The organism is Streptomyces sp. NPDC003042, assembly GCF_053591315.1.
Genome location: NZ_JBSFTP010000017.1, coordinates 41,276 through 58,054 on the forward strand (window position 1 = coordinate 41,276; position 16,779 = coordinate 58,054).

18 protein-coding genes and 1 pseudogene are annotated in these 16,779 nt (G+C 72.1%); 10 read left to right on the forward strand and 9 right to left on the reverse strand.

What is annotated here, in order from left to right; genetic code table 11:
- The first annotated feature begins 57 nt into the window (after window positions 1-57).
- Both ACWDYJ_RS12385 and ACWDYJ_RS12390 read left to right on the forward strand, forming a co-directional pair.
- On the forward strand, window positions 58-636 hold the full coding sequence (locus tag ACWDYJ_RS12385) for a TetR/AcrR family transcriptional regulator (protein WP_451565458.1): 579 nt from the start codon (window positions 58-60) through the stop codon (window positions 634-636).
- 25 nt (window positions 637-661) lie between these two features.
- Complete coding sequence (locus ACWDYJ_RS12390; RefSeq protein WP_451565459.1) at window positions 662-1,393, forward strand: carbon-nitrogen hydrolase family protein; 732 nt, start codon at window positions 662-664, stop codon at window positions 1,391-1,393.
- A gap of 7 nt (window positions 1,394-1,400) precedes the next feature.
- Here the strand turns inward: ACWDYJ_RS12390 and ACWDYJ_RS12395 are convergent, their stop codons facing one another.
- Complete coding sequence (locus ACWDYJ_RS12395; RefSeq protein ID WP_451565460.1) at window positions 1,401-1,754, reverse strand: winged helix-turn-helix transcriptional regulator; 354 nt, start codon at window positions 1,752-1,754, stop codon at window positions 1,401-1,403.
- A gap of 96 nt (window positions 1,755-1,850) precedes the next feature.
- Between ACWDYJ_RS12395 and ACWDYJ_RS12400 the strand changes: the two genes are divergently transcribed.
- Window positions 1,851-2,750 carry an NAD(P)-dependent oxidoreductase gene (locus ACWDYJ_RS12400; RefSeq protein ID WP_451565461.1) on the forward strand — a complete coding sequence of 300 codons (900 nt, stop codon included), beginning with the start codon at window positions 1,851-1,853 and terminating at the stop codon, window positions 2,748-2,750.
- 19 nt (window positions 2,751-2,769) lie between these two features.
- Here the strand turns inward: ACWDYJ_RS12400 and ACWDYJ_RS12405 are convergent, their stop codons facing one another.
- The 3 genes from ACWDYJ_RS12405 to ACWDYJ_RS12415 form a co-directional block, all read right to left on the reverse strand.
- A complete protein-coding gene (locus ACWDYJ_RS12405; protein ID WP_451565462.1) occupies window positions 2,770-3,600 on the reverse strand; it encodes an EI24 domain-containing protein in 831 nt (276 codons plus the stop codon).
- Between the two features lie 67 nt (window positions 3,601-3,667).
- On the reverse strand, window positions 3,668-4,090 hold the full coding sequence (locus tag ACWDYJ_RS12410) for an organic hydroperoxide resistance protein (protein ID WP_451565463.1): 423 nt from the start codon (window positions 4,088-4,090) through the stop codon (window positions 3,668-3,670).
- Window positions 4,091-4,155: 65 nt separating this feature from the next.
- The gene (locus tag ACWDYJ_RS12415) at window positions 4,156-5,178 is read right to left on the reverse strand and encodes an NADP-dependent oxidoreductase (RefSeq protein WP_451565464.1); all 1,023 of its coding nucleotides are present in this window, start codon (window positions 5,176-5,178) and stop codon (window positions 4,156-4,158) included.
- A gap of 94 nt (window positions 5,179-5,272) precedes the next feature.
- Between ACWDYJ_RS12415 and ACWDYJ_RS12420 the strand changes: the two genes are divergently transcribed.
- Window positions 5,273-5,695, forward strand: coding sequence for a MarR family winged helix-turn-helix transcriptional regulator (locus ACWDYJ_RS12420; RefSeq protein ID WP_451565465.1), 423 nt, complete (start codon window positions 5,273-5,275; stop codon window positions 5,693-5,695).
- A 27-nt stretch (window positions 5,696-5,722) separates the two neighbouring features.
- Here ACWDYJ_RS12420 and ACWDYJ_RS12425 read toward each other — a convergent pair whose 3' ends face one another.
- Window positions 5,723-6,463 carry an SCO2400 family protein gene (locus ACWDYJ_RS12425; protein ID WP_451565466.1) on the reverse strand — a complete coding sequence of 247 codons (741 nt, stop codon included), beginning with the start codon at window positions 6,461-6,463 and terminating at the stop codon, window positions 5,723-5,725.
- Between the two features lie 78 nt (window positions 6,464-6,541).
- Here ACWDYJ_RS12425 and ACWDYJ_RS12430 point away from each other — a divergent pair, with 78 nt between their 5' ends.
- Window positions 6,542-7,105, forward strand: coding sequence for a hypothetical protein (locus tag ACWDYJ_RS12430; RefSeq protein ID WP_451565467.1), 564 nt, complete (start codon window positions 6,542-6,544; stop codon window positions 7,103-7,105).
- An 11-nt stretch (window positions 7,106-7,116) separates the two neighbouring features.
- On the opposite strand, the gene ACWDYJ_RS12435 is transcribed toward ACWDYJ_RS12430, so the two are convergent.
- Window positions 7,117-7,827: an esterase/lipase family protein gene (locus ACWDYJ_RS12435; protein WP_451565468.1), complete on the reverse strand. Its 711-nt coding sequence runs from the start codon at window positions 7,825-7,827 to the stop codon at window positions 7,117-7,119.
- Between the two features lie 221 nt (window positions 7,828-8,048).
- On the opposite strand from ACWDYJ_RS12435, the gene ACWDYJ_RS12440 reads away from it, so the two are divergent.
- Both ACWDYJ_RS12440 and ACWDYJ_RS12445 read left to right on the forward strand, forming a co-directional pair.
- Window positions 8,049-9,086 carry a rod shape-determining protein gene (locus ACWDYJ_RS12440; RefSeq protein WP_451565469.1) on the forward strand — a complete coding sequence of 346 codons (1,038 nt, stop codon included), beginning with the start codon at window positions 8,049-8,051 and terminating at the stop codon, window positions 9,084-9,086.
- A complete protein-coding gene (locus ACWDYJ_RS12445; protein WP_451565470.1) occupies window positions 9,083-10,669 on the forward strand; it encodes a GAF domain-containing protein in 1,587 nt (528 codons plus the stop codon). Before ACWDYJ_RS12440 ends, ACWDYJ_RS12445 begins: the two co-directional genes overlap by 4 nt.
- Before the next feature lie 15 nt (window positions 10,670-10,684).
- On the opposite strand, the gene ACWDYJ_RS12450 is transcribed toward ACWDYJ_RS12445, so the two are convergent.
- Window positions 10,685-11,905, reverse strand: coding sequence for an RNA-guided endonuclease InsQ/TnpB family protein (locus ACWDYJ_RS12450; RefSeq protein WP_451565471.1), 1,221 nt, complete (start codon window positions 11,903-11,905; stop codon window positions 10,685-10,687).
- A gap of 25 nt (window positions 11,906-11,930) precedes the next feature.
- Between ACWDYJ_RS12450 and tnpA the strand changes: the two are divergent.
- Both tnpA and ACWDYJ_RS12460 read left to right on the forward strand, forming a co-directional pair.
- Window positions 11,931-12,348 (forward strand): annotated as a pseudogene (gene tnpA / locus ACWDYJ_RS12455) (IS200/IS605 family transposase).
- A 278-nt stretch (window positions 12,349-12,626) separates the two neighbouring features.
- Window positions 12,627-13,964: a carboxyl transferase domain-containing protein gene (locus ACWDYJ_RS12460; protein ID WP_451565472.1), complete on the forward strand. Its 1,338-nt coding sequence runs from the start codon at window positions 12,627-12,629 to the stop codon at window positions 13,962-13,964.
- A 112-nt stretch (window positions 13,965-14,076) separates the two neighbouring features.
- On the opposite strand, the gene ACWDYJ_RS12465 is transcribed toward ACWDYJ_RS12460, so the two are convergent.
- Window positions 14,077-14,889, reverse strand: a complete 813-nt coding sequence (locus ACWDYJ_RS12465) for an AraC family transcriptional regulator (RefSeq protein ID WP_451565473.1) — start codon at window positions 14,887-14,889, stop codon at window positions 14,077-14,079.
- Window positions 14,890-14,937: 48 nt separating this feature from the next.
- Here ACWDYJ_RS12465 and ACWDYJ_RS12470 point away from each other — a divergent pair, with 48 nt between their 5' ends.
- Entirely contained in the window at window positions 14,938-15,303 is a 366-nt protein-coding gene (locus tag ACWDYJ_RS12470; RefSeq protein ID WP_451565474.1) for a cupin domain-containing protein, read from the forward strand.
- A 34-nt stretch (window positions 15,304-15,337) separates the two neighbouring features.
- Here ACWDYJ_RS12470 and ACWDYJ_RS12475 read toward each other — a convergent pair whose 3' ends face one another.
- Entirely contained in the window at window positions 15,338-16,591 is a 1,254-nt protein-coding gene (locus tag ACWDYJ_RS12475; protein WP_451565475.1) for an MFS transporter, read from the reverse strand.
- Window positions 16,592-16,779 lie beyond the last annotated feature (188 nt).

Here is a 16,779-nt window from a genome sequence, read left to right on the forward strand (position 1 = left end):
GTAGAGCGGTAGGGTTCGTGATCTATTCGTGATATCCGAATGTCGTACGGTGGGGCGATGGCCAGGGCGAGGAGCGAGGAGCGCCGCGGGGAGATCCTGCGCGCGGCGGTCGAGGTGATCGCGGAGCGCGGCTACCGGGGCGCGTCCCTGAACTCCGTCGCCGAGCGCGTGGGCCTGACCCAGCAGGGGCTGCTGCACTACTTCCCCACCAAGGAGGCGCTGCTGGTCGCGGTCCTGGAGGAACGCGACCGCTGGGACACGGGCGGCGGCTCGCGCGCCTCGGCCGACACCTGGCGCCTGGACCTGCTCGCCTCGCTGGTGGACTACAACGCCATGCGGCCGGGCATCGTGCAGACCTTCTCGGCGCTGCTGGGCGAGAGCGTCACCGACGGCCACCCGGCGCGGGAGTTCTTCACACGGCGCTACGCCCAGGTGCGCGGCGAGATGGCCGCCGTCCTGCGCGCCGAGTTCGGCGACCGCCTCCCGTCGGGCCTGACCCCGGAACAGGCCGCTCCGCTGCTGACGGCGGTAATGGACGGCCTCCAGTACCAGTGGCTGCTCGCCCCCGAATCGGTGGACATGCCCGCCGCGTTCCGCTCCTTCCTGACCTTGCTGCGGGGCCCTGACACGCCCTGAGGGGCGGGCGGGCATCCTGGACGCCATGAAGATCGCCGCCGCGCAGTTCACCTGCGTCCCCGCCGACGTCGCCGCCAACACCGCGCAGGCCGCCGCCCTCGCCGCCCGGGCCCGTGAACAGGGCGCCGGACTGGTCGTGTTCCCCGAGTTCACCCTCACCGGATACGAGTTGGAGGCGCTCGCCGCCGATCCCAGCCTGTGGATCGACGACGCCGAGGACCCGCGCCTGGACCGGCTCCGCGCCGCCGGGACGGCCGTCGCCCTCAACGTCGCGCTGCGCGCCGACGGGCCGCTGCCCGCCATCGCGACGCTGGTCTACGACGCGGACGGCGCGCACGTGACGACGTACGCCAAACAGCACCTCTACCGGCACGAGCGGGGCGCCTTCGCCCCGGGCGGGACGGACGGACGCTTCACCCTCGGCGGCATCCGCTTCTCGCTGGGCGTCTGCTACGACAACCACTTCCCGGACCTGACCGGCCGGGCCGCGGCCGACGGCTGCCGGGTGCACCTCGCCTCCTCCCTGTACGGGACGGGCGACGGCATCACCGAGCGCGCGACGGTCTACCCCGGGATCGCGAAGGAGCACGGCCTCTACGTGGTCCTCGCCAACCACGTCGGCCCGGCGGGCCCGTGGACGGGCTGCGGCGGGTCGGCCGTGTGGGCGCCGGGCGGCGTCCTGCTGGCCGAGGCGGACCACCTCGGCGCGGCCGTGGTGACGGTGGAGGTGCCGGCCGAGGTGCCCGTGGAGGCCTGAGGGACGGTCAGGCGGAGGCGGCGACCCGGGAGGCGTCCGGGAGGAGGTTCTTGGTGCCCCACTCCCCCAGGGCCTCCAGAGCGGCGTTCAGGCCCTGGCCGAGCGGGGTCAGGGAGTACTCCACACGCGGCGGGACCTCGTCGTAGACCTCACGGTGGACCATGCCGTCCGTCTCCAGCTCCCGCAGCTGCGCGGCGAGCACCTTCTCCGAAACCCCCGGGACCAGCCGCCGCAACTCGCCGAAACGACGCGGGCGCTGCTCCAGCTCCCACAGCAGCGACACCTTCCACTTTCCGTCGATCACGGACATCGCCGCGGCGATCCCGCAGTGATCCGCCCCGGGCCTTCGTGTCAACGCCATCGCGCACCCCTCCCACCTGCTCGCTCACCTCAGGGTAAGCACCCACTCCAAGGTACGTACTTGAGCGTTCGACCGCCTGCCACCAGGCTCGTCCTCATGAACGACAACGACACGACGCACCGCCCGCTCACCCTCCTCGGACTCGGCGCCATGGGCACCGCCCTCGCCCGCACCTGGCTCGCCGCCGGGCATCCCCTGACCGTCTGGAACCGCACCGCCGCCAAGGCCGAGGCGCTGGCCGCCGAAGGGGCGGCCGTCGCCGCGAGCCCCGCCGGAGCCGTCGCCGCGAACAGCCTGATCGTCCTGTGCCTGCTCGACGACGCCACCATCGGCTCCACTCTGGACGGCGTCGACCTGACCGGCAAGGACCTGGTCAACCTCACCACCGGCACGCCCGCCGAGGGCCGGGCGCGGGCCGCCTGGGCCGAGACGCGCGGGGCCCGGTTCGTGGACGCCGGAATCATGGGCACCCCGTCGATGATCGGCGCCCCGGAGACCGGCGCGTACGTCTTCTACAGCGGCTCCCGCGGCCTGTTCGAAACCCACCGGACGGTGTTGGAGGTCCCGGCCGCGGCGCGGTTCGTCGGCGAGGACCCGGGCCACGCGGCCCTGCACGACGTGGCGCTGCTGAGCGCGATGTACGGACTGTTCGGCGGCATCTCGCACGCCTTCGCGCTGATCGAGGGCGAGGACATCTCCCCCAAGGACCTCGCGCCGCTGCTGTCCGAGTGGCTGGGCGCGATGGGCTTCTTCGTCGGGATCGCCGCCGACCGGCTCGCCTCGGGGGACTTCACCGGCGGGGTGGAGTCCAACCTGGCCATGCAGGTCGCGGCCAGCGGGACCCTGCTGCGGACCGCCGAGGCGCAGGGCGTCAGCGCCGAACTGATCACCCCGTACCTGGACCTGATGCGGGAGCGGCTGGACGCCGACCCCGCCGCGCACGGGGGCGAGGACACCGCCGGAGCGATCACGCTGCTGCGGCGAGCGGGACGGTGACGAGGCCCTGGCGCCGCGATCAGTAGACCGGCGGGGGGCCGAAACCCTCGGCCCGCTGCGGCTGCGGCTGCGGCTGCGGCTGCGCGCCCGCGGCGTTCTCGTCGGCGGCCGGATCGGCCCCGACCAGGTCCCGGGCCATCAGAGTGGCCCCCGCCACCGCGCCCGGCATCAGGAACACCGCGACCAGCGGGATCAGGAACACCAGCACCAGCGGCACTCCGAAGCCGAGGGCCAGCAGGCGACGGCTCCGCAGCAGCGTCAGCTGCTTGTCCAGGTCCACCCGGCGGCGCTGGAGGGCCACGGAGGTGAGCTCCTGGGTGAGGAAGAAGCCCGAGACGCAGAACCCGATCACCGGGACCACGGTCTGCCCGAACACCGGGATGAAGCCGAGCCCGAACAGCAGGATCCCGCAGATCAGCACCCGTACCAGCAGCCGCAGGCTGTCCCGGGCGGAGATCCACAGGTCAGCCAGGAGCGAGCGCCCCGACTCGGGGACATCGCCGCCCACGCTCCGGTCGACCTGCTCCGAGAGGGACTCGTAGAACGGCTGGCCGACCAGCAGGGTCACCGCGGTGAAGGTGATCACCGCGAGGAAGAGCCCGAGGCCGAGGACGAGGGCGGTCAGGAAGCCCCGGAACAGCCCGAGCCACGGCGCGGACCAGTCCGAGGCGAAGGGCGTCGCCCAGGCGGTGAACTCGTCGGCGCCGTGAAAGAGGCCGAACAGCGCGCCGGCGTACAGCACCAGCGATACGAGGCCGGGCAGCAGGCCGAAGCCCAGCCAGCGGCCGTGCTGGAACACCCATCGCTGTCCGGCCAGCAAGTACCGGAATCCCCCTGCAAGATCACGCATGGCACCAGCTTACGGGCGAAGGCCGCACCCCATCGCGGGGTGCGGCCTTCGCGGGCGTGCGGCGGGATCAGACGGCCAGCTCGACCGTGATGTTGCCGTTGGTCGCCTTGGAGTACGGGCAGATCTGGTGGGCCTGCTCGATCAGGTCCTTGGCGGTGGCGGCGTCCACCGTCGGGATGCTGGCGGAGATCTTGACGATGATGCCGAAACCGTCGTCGTTCTTGCCGATGCCGACCTCGGCGGTCACGGTGGAGCCGGTGACGTCGATCTTCGCGTTGCGGGCGGCGACGGTGAGGGCGCCCTGGAAGCAGGCGCTGTAGCCGGCGGCGAACAGCTGCTCCGGGTTGGTGCCCTCGCCGCTGCCACCGAGCTCCTTCGGCGGGTTGACGACGACGTCGAGCTTGCCGTCGCTGGTGGCGACGCGGCCGTCACGGCCGTTCTCGGCGGTGGCGACAGCGGTGTACGCGACGTCGGAGTACGTGATGGACATGAAAGAGAATCCTCCAGATGAATCGCCGTGACTCGCGCCCACGATCACGACGGTGTGGAGTGAGCCTAACCGGTGAAAGAAACGATCATCTTTCCGGTGTTCTCGCCGCGCAGCATTCCGAGGAAGGCCTCGGTCGCGTTCTCGACGCCCTCGACGACCGTTTCGTCGTAGCGCAGCTCGCCGGAGCGCAGCCAGCCGGCCACGTCCTGGACGAACTGCGACTGGAGTCCGGCGTGGTCGCCGACCAGGATGCCCTGGAGGCGCAGCCGCTTGCCGATCACCATCATGAGGTTGCGCGGACCGGGGGCGGCCTCGGTGTCGTTGTATCCGGCGATCGCGCCGCACAGGGTGGCCCGGCCGTGCACCTTCAGGGAGGAGATGGCGGCCTCCAGGTGGTCGCCGCCGACGTTGTCGAAGTAGACGTCGATGCCCTCGGGGGCGGCCTCGGCCAGCTGCTTGTGGACGGGGCCGTTCTTGTAGTTGAAGGCGGCGTCGAAGGCGTACTTCTCCGTGAGGAGCGTCACCTTTTCGTCCGAGCCGGCCGAGCCGATGACCCGGGACGCGCCCTTGATCTTCGCGAACTGGCCGACGAGGCTGCCGACGGCGCCGGCGGCGCCCGAGACGAAGACGGAGTCGCCCTCCTTGAAGGAGGCGACCTCGAAGAGTCCGGCGTAGGCGGTCAGGCCCGGCATGCCGAGGACGCCGAGGTAGGCGGAGAGCGGGGCGAGCGCGGCGTCGACCTTGGTGGCGTACGTCACATCGAGGTCCGCGTACTCGCGCCACCCGAGGTGGTGCAGGACGTGGTCGCCCACCGCGAAGCCCTCGGCGGCGGAGGCGACGACCTCGCCGACGGCGCCGCCCTGCATCGGCTCGTCGAGCTGGAAGGGCGGGATGTAGGACTTCGCGTCGTTCATCCGGCCGCGCATGTACGGGTCCACGGACATGTGGAGGTTGCGCACCAGGATCCGGCCCGGCGCCGGCTCGGCGGAGACGGGCACCTCACGCAGGGCGAAGTCCTCGGCTACGGGCCAGCCCTGCGGGCGGCGGACGAGGTGCCACTCGCGGCTGACGGCGGGGATCTGAGACATGCGGCGCTCCCGGATGAGAAGAAAAGCTTCACTAGGTGAAACAACCATGCGCCTGCATATTTCATGTTGTCAAGTAAATGGGTACGCTGGTTCCATGCCCAGTCGTCGCGTGGACCCAGTGACCCTTGAGGTCGTCGAACTCATCGGCGACGTCGTGGCCCGCTATCACATGGAGTACGAGGACGCGGCCGCCCGCCACCAGCTCACGGGCGCGCAGGCGAAGGTGCTGACGATGCTGACGCTGGAGCCGTTGCCGATGCGCCGCCTCGCGAAGAAGCTGCGCTGCGAGCCGTCCAACGTGACGGGCATCATCGACCGGCTGGAGAGCCGCGGCCTGGTCGAACGCCGCCCGGACCCGGCGGACCGCCGGGTGAAACTCGCCGCTCCCACGGAGGAGGGGCTCCAGACCGCGGACCGGCTGCGCGAGTCGCTGGACTTCGCGCGGGAGCCGCTGGCCGGCCTCTCGGCGGACGAGCGCACGGCGCTGCGGGACCTGCTCAGGCGGATGCTGGCCTGACGGACGCCCGGCTGATCCGGCGAGGGGTCAGCACAAGATGTTCCACCACGCGCAGGTCGGCGTCGGCTTCGGCGCCGGCTTGGTCTGCGTGGGAGTCGGCTGTGGGGCCGGAGCCGGCGGCTTCGCCGTCCCGGAGGTACCCGGCGTGGGCTGCCCCGACGCCGGGGGCGCTGCGGGCGACCCGCTCATGGAGCCGCTCGGCGACGGCCCCGTACTCGCGGACCCCGACGCGCTCTCGCTCGGCTGCGCGGACCCGGACGCCGAGGCGCTGGGGGAGGCCGACTTCGACGAGGCCGCGGTGCCCTTCCCGCCCCCTCCCGAGGACTTGCGGGACGGCAGGGCCGAGGGCGCGGCGGGCGCACCGTCCAGGCTGGGCAGTGGACCTGGGTCCTTCGGGCCGTCGTCCGTCAGCACGACCTTGTCGGCCCGGTCGACGCCGTCGTCGTTCACGATCCGGGCCACCGCTATCGACCCGCCGGTGGCGAGGACCAGCCCGAGGCCGATGGTGAGCACGGTCCGGCCGCGTTTACGGCTCGTGGCGCGGCGGCGGGAGCCGACCCGCCCCTCGTTCGGCCCGGACAGCACCACGAGGGAATCGGCGAACACGTCGGCCAGCGCGGTCGGCGGCGCGGCACCGGGCACCGCGGCGGTCGCCGGGGGCACAGCCGCCCCGGGCTCGACGGGTATGAGGTACTCGGCCGGAGTTCCGCACCCGGCGCACGCCAGTGCGCCGTTGAGGTGCCTCAGACATGCGTGACAGTAGTTCATGGCGCCCGCAGGCTAACCGCTCCCCGGCAACATCCGTATTCCGAGAACGTAAGGATCCTGTGTGGAATCGTTCCTTCCATGACAGTGATCCCGGGAGCCTTCGGGCCGTCCGCCTTCCAACTGGTGCTGCTGCGCAGGATGGCGGACTTCCAGCCGGACCTCGCCGAGCAGGCCCGGCTTCGGCTCGGCGCGACGCTCGCGGAGCAGCGGGAGGCCAACAGACGCTGGCAGGCGATGGTTCGGTCGCCCCGGTCCCGTGGGGCCCTGGCCCGCTACCGCTCGGTCCTCGGTCCGCCGGAGTCCGTGGAGCGGCGCCGCATCGGGGACCTGGAGTGCGAGGCGCTGCTGTGGCCGGTGCCGCTCTGGCCGGACCTGCGCTTCGAGGTGCTGGCCGCCCCGGACGGGGCGGTGTGGAACGAGTGGCTGGTGCGGGCGCCGGGCGCGCGGGGACCCGTACTGGAGACGGCCGCGGACCTGCGGCCCTGGTCGGCGACGGTGGACGAGGTGGCGCGGGCCTTCGCGCCGGTGCGACCGATGGAGGGCACCGCCCCGACGCGGTGGCGCCTGGCGTTCACGGCGTCGGGGCGGCCGCATGTGGCGGAGTTCACATACGGGCTTCTCCAGCGGGTGGCGGCGGCCTGAGAGGCGAATGCCTAAGAGGCCAGGAAGGCGCGGACGCCGGCCGAGGTGGCGTCGTCTCCCAGCAGGTCGTTGTGCTTCAGGCAGCCGACCGGCGTGTTGGCCGCCCCGGTGAGCGGGACGCTGGCGTCCGGGTTGACGACCTCGTCGCACTCCGACCAGAAGGTGGCGTACTTCACCGTGCCGGGGGTCTCGTCGCCGGAGGCCAGGTTCTTCACCACGTACGACCCCGGGGTCATGTCCCGGCACGCCTGGTCCCACAGGGCGCAGGCCCAGGCGGTGGACGTGCCGTGGTTGGGGCCGGCCAGCGAGACCCAGTGGTCCACGGTTCCGGTTCCGCCGCCGGACTTCACGTACCAGCGGCTGACGAGCGAGCCGAAGGAGTGCGACACGACGTCGACGCGGGCGGCGCCGGTCTGCCGGCGGACGTCGTCGACGTAGGCGGCGAGCCGGCCGGAGAGGACCTCGTTGACGGACAGATGGGTGTCGTAACCCCAGGAGAAGAGCTCGGAGTCGGTGTACCCGTCGGCCCGCAGGTCCTCGCGCAGTGATCCCCAGACGCCCGGATCGGCGTTGTAGCCGTGCACGAAGACCACCGGAGTGCGCGGAGCCGCCCGGTCGGACGTGGTGGCGTGCACCCGGTCGGCCGCATGGGCAGGGACGGGGGACAGGAGGGCCAGGAGGGCGGACAGGAGGAGCGGCAGTCTCTGTCGGGGCGTCAGCACCGGGTCCCCTTTACCTTGTTACGCGCCAGTAGCGCGGACAGTGCGCGCATCCTGCTGCCTGTCGGTACAGAAATCCACCCTCGTGCAGCACCTCTGGGCGCATCCGGCACACCCCGGCCGGAGCATCCCAACAGGCGATGTACCCCATTGACCCGAGAAGATATGAAATGTGACCGGCAGCGGCCGGTCTTCTTGCGCCAGCGCTCTCGGGAGGATCTGCCGTGACCGTCAGTCTTGAGCAGTTGCGTCGCTGCCACGTCGCCGTCGACCTGGGAGCCGCCAGGACCCGTGTGTACGTCAAGGGCGCCGGCCTGGTCGTCGACGAGCCCAGCGTCGCCGCGGTGAACACGCGGACCGGCGCCCTCATCGCCGTCGGCACCTTCGCCGAACGGATGACCGGCCGTACGCCCGACTACATCCGCGTCGTCCGCCCCGTCTCCGGCGGTACCGTCGTCGACATCGAGATGGCCCAGCGGATGCTGCGTCACCTGCTCGGCGAGAAGCTGCGGCGCGCCCTGCGCCGCAAGCCCCGCCTGCGGGCCGCCGCCTGCACCCCGCACGACGCCGACCCCCTGGCCCAGAGGGCGACCGTCGAGACCCTCGTAGGGCTCGGCGCCCGGCGCGTCGAACTGGTCGACACCCTGATCGCGGCAGCCGTCGGCTGCGGCCTGCCCGTGGAGCAGCCGACCGCGACGATGATCATGGTGTGCGGTGCGGCCGCCACCCAGGTCGCGGTCCTCTCCCTCGGCTCGATCGTCACCGCCCAGCGGATCCCGGTCGGCGGCGAGGCCATCGACCACGCCGTGGTCCAGCACCTGCGGCACGCACACGAGCTGATGCTGCCCAGCCAGGCCGTACGGCCGCTCCAAGTGGCCCTCCACGGCAACGGCATCACCGCCGACGGGCCGGCCTCCACCCTGATCCACGGCCGCGACGTGGCCACCGGACTCGCCCGATCCGTCCACGTGGACACCGCGGCCGTACGGGACGCCATCCACACCCCGCTGACCGCCGTGCTCGACGGCATCGGCAAGGTGCTGCGCGACTGCCCGCCGGACCTGGTCGCGGACCTGACGGACCGGGGGATCATGATGGTGGGCGGCAGCGCCCTGCTGCCGGGCCTGGACCAGATGCTGCGGGACGCGACGGGAATGCCGGTGGCCATCGCGGAACGGCCCGACGTGTGCGCCGTGCTGGGTCTCGGGGCGATGCTGGAAGGGAAGATCGCCCCCATGGTTCTCAACCCGCTGACCGAATGACGCGGGAGGCGCGGGATCCCCGGGATCCCGAGGCCGAGCGGGCCGGTGAACCGTCGAGCCTGCCCCTCCTGCTGGACGCGGTCCTCGGCGTCGGCTCCGCACTGGAGCTGCGGTCCGCCCTCCAGCACATCGTGGACTCCGCCGCCGAGCTGTGCGCGGCGCGGTACGGAGCGCTCGGGGTCATCGACCCCGAGCGCTCCCGGCTGACCCAGCTGTTCACGACCGGCATGAGCGAGGCCGAACGGGCCGCCGTCCCCCGGCTGCCCGACGGCCGGACCGGCCTGCTCGGCGCGCTGATCAACGACCCCGGGCCGCTGATGCTGGACGACCTGGCGAAGGAGCCCCGCTCGGCGGGCTTCCCGCCCGGCCACCCTCCCATGCGCACCTTCCTGGGCGCGGCGATCCGGGTGCACACCGAGGTGTTCGGCAACCTCTACCTCACCGAGAAGCGCGGCGGCGGCTCCTTCACGGAGGAGGACCTCGCGCTGCTGCGGGTCCTGGCCGCGCAGGCCGGCATCGCGATCGGCAACGCCCGGCTGTACGACACCGCGCGCCGCCGGGAGCGCTGGATCGAGGGCGCGGCCGCCGTGACCACCACCCTGCTGGCGGGCCGGCCGGCGGCGGACGCCCTGATGTGCGTGGCCGAACGGGCCCGGGTGCTCGCGGACGCGGCGGCCGGGGTGGTGCTCCAGCCGACCCCGGAGGGCGGCATGGAGATCGTCGCCGCCTCCACGCACGGGGACCCGGGCGACCTCGTGGGCACCGCCATCGCCCCCGGTTCGCCGGTCCTGGAACAACTCCTGGGCGGCGAACCGGTCTTCATGGATGACTCGGCGACCGATCCCCGGATGACCACGGCCGTCCGGGAGCGGTTCGGGCCCAGCATGATGCTTCCGCTCCAGAGCGGCGGCCGGCTGATCGGCACCCTCGCCCTGCCCCGGGCCCGGGGCGGGCCCGCGTACGACGCGGTGGACCGGCTGCTGGCCTCGCAGTTCGCCTCACAGGCCGCGCTGGCCCTCGTCCTGGCGGACGCGCAGCACGACCGGGAACAGCTCGCCGTCTACGAGGACCGCGACCGGATCGCGCGGGACCTGCACGACCTGGTGGTGCAGCGGCTGTTCGCGACGGAGATGATGCTGGAGAGCACCCGTCGGCGCTCGTCGAACGCGCCGTCCGGGGACACGGTCGGCGAGGAACTCAGCCGGGCGGTCGATGAGTTGGACGCGACCATCCAGGAGGTACGGACGGCCATCTTCGCCCTCCAGCAGCCGCCGACGGACGCCCCGACGACCTTCCGGGGGCGGGTGCTGCGCGAGACGGGCGGGGCGGGGGTGCTGCTCGGCTTCCAGCCGTCGGTGCACTTCACGGGCGCGGTGGACGCGCTCCTCCCGGACCCGGTGGCGGGCGACCTGCTGGCGGCGCTGCGCGGTGCGCTGGCGGCGGCCCACCGGCGGAGCGGCGTCACCTCGATCGAGGTCCGGGTCGACGCCACCCCGGTACGGGTCCACCTCTCGGTGGCGGACGACGGCCGCACGCCATCGGGCACCCGGGGCACGACGGTGACGTGGGAATCAGCGCTTTGACTTCCGCTCCCCGGGCTAAAGCCCGGGGATTCCTACCACGGTCGGCTGACCGTCTCGGTGGGTTCCTGCTTCTTCGCGCTGCGCCGGTACGAGTACCGGTCTTACCTGCGCTCGACAGGCTGTAACCGCCAGTCCGGCGGCCTTGGCGACGTTGACCGCCGCGTTGATGTCCCGGTCAAGGACGGTCCCACAGGCCCCGCACGTCCACTCCCGGACGTTCAGGGGCTTGGGGCCGTCCTTGACGCCGCAGGCCGAACACACCTGACTGGTCGGCTCGAACCGGCCGATCTTGATCAGGGTGCGCCCGTGCTTGACGGCCTTGTACTCCAACATCGACACGAACGCCGACCATCCGGCGTCGTGGACGGACTTGGCCATACGCGTACGGGCGAGTCCCTTGACCGCCAGGTCCTCAACCGCAATCGCTTGGTTATCGCGAATGATCTTCGTTGAGAGCTGGTGGTGGAACTCGCGCCGTGCGTCGGCCACCCGTGCGTGAGCGCGGGCGACCTTGATGCGGGCCTTCGTCCTGTTGTTGCTGCCCTTGGTCTTGCGGGACAGGCGTCGCTGTTCCTTCTTGAGTTTCTTCTCGGCGCGGCGCAGGAAGCGCGGGGCGTCGATCTTCGTGCCGTCCGAGAGGATCGCGAAGTGGGACAGGCCAAGGTCTATGCCGACCTGAGCATCCGTCTCGGGCAGGGCCTCGCCAGGATCTGTCTCCACGACGAAGCTCGCGAAATACCTACCGGCGGCGTCCTTGACCACGGTGACTGTGGACGGCACGGAGGGAAGGCTACGGGACCACTTGACCCGCACGTCGCCGATCTTCGGCAACGACAGGTCCCCGCCCGTGGTGATCTTCCACCGGGCGTTCGCGGTGAACCTGACGGCCTGCCGGTTGTCCTTGCGGCTCTTGAACCGGGGTGCGCCCATGCGCGGTCGCTTGCCCTTGAGCCCATCGAAGAAGTTCCGGTACGCGGTATCCAGATCCCGCAGGGACTGTTGCAGCACCACGGCCGATACCTCGCCGAGCCAACCACGCTCGTCGGTTTTCTTCGCGTCGGTGATCAGCCGTTTCGACAGGTCCCCGGTCTTCGGGAACGGCGCACCCTCCGCACGGGCGGTCTCACGAGCGCGAAGCGCATCGTTATAGACCACCCGTGAGCACCCGAACGCCCTTGCCAGCGCGGAACGCTGGGGACCGTTCGGGTACAGGCGGAAGCTGTACCTGAGCTGCATGATCAGCACCGTACCGTGTTGGTTTATGGCTGAGTATCAGAACATCCGTACTGGCAGGCACTGCGCTTTCGTCCTCCATGCCCACTTGGTTTTCGTGACGAAGTACCGGCACAAGGTCTTCAAGGACGCGCACCTGACGCGCATGGAAGAGATCATGCGCGCCGTATGCGAGGACTTCGAGTGCGAGCTGGTGGAGTTCAACGGCGAGAACAACCACGTGCATCTGCTGGTGAACTTCCCGCCGAAGGTGGCCCTGTCCAAGCTGGTCAACAGCCTCAAGGGCCTGTCCTCGCGCAGGCTGCGACAGGAATACCCGGAACTGGTCCGGCATTACTAGGCGGGCACAGCGTCTATGGTCCGGCTCGTACTTCGCCGGGTCGGTGGGCGGAGCTTCGCTGTCGATCGTCCGCCAGTACATCGAGCAGCAGAACCGCCCGCTCTGACCTGCGGGTTAGAGCACTTCTCAGAATCGCTTCACCACCGGGCTAAAGCCCGATGCACTGCGATTAGTCCCGGTAGCCCTACCCGAGCCGCTACCGCCCTGCCGCACCACTCAGCCCCGCCCGGGGGTCCCTCCCAGCGGTAGCTGGGGGAGTTTAGGCGCGGGTCCGGGCAGAGCCCGGCGAGCGGAGGAAGGGCGGGGCGGGGAGAAGGCCCCGCGCAGCGGCACCACGCGGCACACCCCCCGCGGCCCCCGCACCCCACCCCCTAGGGTGACACCGTGACGACCCGCCTCTCGGCCCGCGCCGCCATCGCCGCCCTCACCGCCCCCACCGGTTTCACCGAACTTCCCGTTCCCCCGAGGGAGTCCCCGGACGACGGCCCCCTCGCCTGGTCCGGCTACGACGCCACCCGCGCCCGCGCCACCGCCCATACCGGCGAGCAGGAGTCCGTCGTCACCGGGACCGCCCTGATCGGCGGCCGCGAAGCCACCGTCATCTCCTTCGAGTTCGGCTTCCTCGGCGGTTCCCTCGGCGAGCACACCGGAGACCGGCTCGAAGCCGCGTACAGCCACGCTCGCGAGCACCGCCTGCCCCTCGTCTCCCTCATCGCCACCGGCGGCTCCCGCATGCAGGAGGGAATGCTCGCGCTGACCCAGCTCCAGCGCGTCGCCCGCCAGTGCGTCCTGACCCGGGCGGCCGGGCTTCCGCAGATCGCGGTCCTGCGCGACCCCACGACCGGCGGCGGCTGGGCGACCCTGGGGGCGGGGGCGGACGTCGTCCTCGCGCTCCCCGGGGCGCAGGTCGGCTTCGCCGGGTCGCGGGTGCGGCCCGCCGACGCCGATCCGGCGGCCTACACCGCCGAGGGTCAGTACGCCGCCGGTCACGTCGACGCCGTCGTACCGGCCCCGGAGCTTGCGGGCGTACTGGCCGACTGGCTGCGCCTGCTGACCGCGCCCCCGGCCGCCGGCCCCGTCGAGCCCCCGGCCGCGCTGGCGGCCGTAGCACCACCGGCCACCGGCTGGGACGCCGTCCAGCAGGCCCGGCATCCGGACCGGCCGCGCGCCGAGGCGTACCTGGACGCGTACTTCACCCTGCGCCTGCCGCTCTCCGGGGACCGGGCCGGCGGCACCGACCCCGGGATGCTGTGCGGATTCGGGCTCCGGAAGGGCCGGCCGGTGGCGTACGCCGCCCAGTGCGGCACCGCCACCCGCCCGGCGGGCTACCGTACGGCCGCCCGCGTGATCCGCCTCGCGGACCGGCTCGGGATCCCGGTGCTCACCCTGGTCGACACCCCCGGCGCGGCCAACGACGCCGCCGCCGAGCACGCCGGGGCCGGCGCGGCCATCGCCGACACCTTCGCGGCGGTCGCGGCGGCCACCGTCCCGGTGACGACCCTGCTGATCGGCGAGGGCGGCTCGGGCGGCGCCCTCGCGCTGGCCGCGCCCGGGAACACCTGGGTCACCCCGGACAGCTACTTCTCGGTGATCGCCCCGGAACTGGCGGCCGCGATCCTCAAGCGCCCCCCGTCGCAGGCTCCCGCGACGGCGGACCAGCTGCGCATCCGCCCCCAGGACCTGGTCGCCCTCGGCGTGGCCCGGGGCGTGGTCGGACCCTGACCAGGAAAGGCGGCGCGCCGGGACCCGGACAGGTGGGCCGAGTCGGCGCGGTCCTCCGGAGACTGCCGACTATCCTGTGCCGCATCGAAGGAGAACGGAAGCCAACTCCCCTTCACACCCGCCCGGACCGGGCGAACCTCCCCGGACTGATCCCCACGTGCCGCCCGAAGTGCCGTGCCAGATGCGCCTGGTCGTAGAACCCGGCAGCCGTCGCCGCCTCGGCCGGCGGCAGCCCCGCCAGCAGCAGCTCCCGCGCCCGCGCCACCCGCCGCCCCGTCAGGTACGCGTGCGGGGGCAGCCCGTAGGCCTGGCGGAAGGCGCGGATCAGCTGCGTGGGGTGTACGCCGTCCAGCGCCGCCGAGGCCTGCGCCAGGGTGATCCCCTCGGCCACCCGCGCGTCCAGCAGCTCGCGCAGCCGTACGGCGACCCCCGCGCCCGGGGGACGGTCCGGCGCCCGCTCCCGCCCGGCCAGCCACCACCGCAGCCGCTCGCCCACGAAGGCCAGCCGCGACTGCGCCTCGAAGGGGTCGGGTTCGCCCAGCGCGAGGTGCACCCCGTCCACCCGCTCCCGCAGCGCCGGGTCGCGCAGCAGCGGGGCGTCGACGGCGGCTCCGGCGAGCCGCTCCGGCAGCACCGAGGTCTCCAGGTACAGCACCCGCTTGCGGAAGCCCGCCTCGGTCACCGTCCGCCCGTCGTGGACCACCCCGGGCGGGAGCAGGATCACCGACTCCGACACCCCGACGCCGTGGCGTTCCCCGTCCAGGCCGAAGTCCACCTGTCCGCCGTCCAGGACCATCAGGGCCCAGGTGTCGTGGACGTGGGCCGGGTACGCGTGGTCGGTGAAGCGGGCGTGGAAGACCTCGGCGATGCCCTCGACCTGCGGCTGCCAGGCAAAGACGGTGCTGGGCGGACGGATGGCGGCCATGTCAGCAACGTACAAGACCGGCCCCCACCCGCCGGGCAGCCTGTCTCCATGACGACGACGCAGAAGATCGACATCGCCGAGAAGCTGGCCGGCATCACCGAACACTGGGCCCCGCACCGCATCGCCCGCGTCAACGACTACGAGGTCAAGGCGGCCAAGCTCCGGGGCGAGTTCGTGTGGCACACCCACCCGGACACCGACGAGCTGTTCCTCGTCGTGAGCGGCACCCTCACGATCCGCCTCCGTGACGGGGACGTCGTCCTGAACCCGGGCCAGATGTACGTCGTCCCGCGCGGGGTCGAGCACCTCCCGGAGGCGGCCGAGGAGGTGTCGATCCTGCTGTTCGAGCCGGCCGGCACCCCGAACACGGGTGACCGTCCCGGCGCCCGCACCCGGCAGCCGGTGGACGCCTAAGGGCTGTGACCGGCAAGGTTCACCGGGCAGTGGATCAGGCTTTGGGAGACCGGGCGTCGTAGCGGGCGAAGTCGCGCCACCGCGCGGCGAGCAGGCCCACCACCAGCACGCACCCGAGCCCGCCGCCCGTGATGGCGACGGCCGGGGAGGTGAGGTCGGCGACGGTCCCGGCGAGGAAGTCACCGAGCCGGGGCCCGCCCGCGACGACCACGATGAAGACGCCCTGGAGCCGGCCCCGCATGCCGTCCGGGGTCGCGGCCTGGAGCATGGTGGTGCGGAACACCATCGAGATGGTGTCGGAGCAGCCGGCCAGGGCCAGGCAGAACAGCCCGAGCCACAGGTTCCGGGTGAGCCCGAAGACGGCGATCGCCAGCCCCCAGGCGGCGACGGAGAGCAGGATCGCCAGCCCGTGCCGCCGGATCCGCCCCTGCCAGCCGGAGAACAGTCCGCCCAGCAGCGCCCCCACGGCGGGCGCGGCCACCAGCAGGCCGACCGTCTTCGCGTCGCCGCCGTACCAGAGCACGGCGATCGCCGGGAACAGCGCCCTGGGGTGGGCCAGCACCATGGCGGCCAGGTCGGAGAAGAAGGTCATCCGGATGTTGGGCCGGGTCCCGAGGAAGCGCAGTCCGTCGAGCACCGAGGCCCGTCCCCGCTTGCCCTCCGGCAGCATCGACGGCAGCCGCCACATCGCGTACAGGGCGGCGGCGAAGGTCACCGCGTCGATGAGGTACGCCGCCTGGTACCCCCACCAGCCGACGATGAGGCCGCCGAGCACCGGGCCCGCCATCATTCCGGAGGTCATGGTGACGGAGTTCAGCGCGTTCGCCGCGGGCAGCTGCTCGGGCGGCAGCAGCCGCGGGATCATGGCCGATCGGGCCGGCCCGTTCAGCGCCCCGCAGACGGCCTGCAGCGCGACGACCGTGTACAGGAGCCAGACCCGGTGGTAGTCGAGCAGCGCGGCGCCGGCCAGGCCGATGGACAGCACGGCGAGCCCGGTGGCGCTCCACAGGCCGAGCTTGCGCCGGTCGACGGTGTCGGCGATGGCGCCGCCGTAGAGCCCGAAGGCGACCAGGGGCACGAGCGAGAAGAGCCCGACCAGGCCGACGGAGAAGCTGGACCCGGTGATGTCGTAGACCTGGAGCGAGATCGCGAGGGCGGTCATGGCCTGGCCGACCCAGGAAATGGTGCCGCCGATCCACAGCCGGCGATAGTCCGGGGAGGCGCGCAGCGGGGTGAGGTCGGCGAATACGCGCCGCTTGGGGCGGGTGGGCGTCTCTGTCCGGGTCACAGCGGATGGTAACCGGCGGCCGGTCCGCGCCCCGCTGTGTTTTCGGCCGCTCCCCCCACGCGTACCTCGCGCCCCGCCCGGGACCTCAGCCCCGCACCCGGCCACCGCTTGCCGGTAACTCGCCACTGTCACCTGACATTTGACTGAATCGGCAGGCGCTCCCCGCCTCGTGTTCGGCTCATGATGAA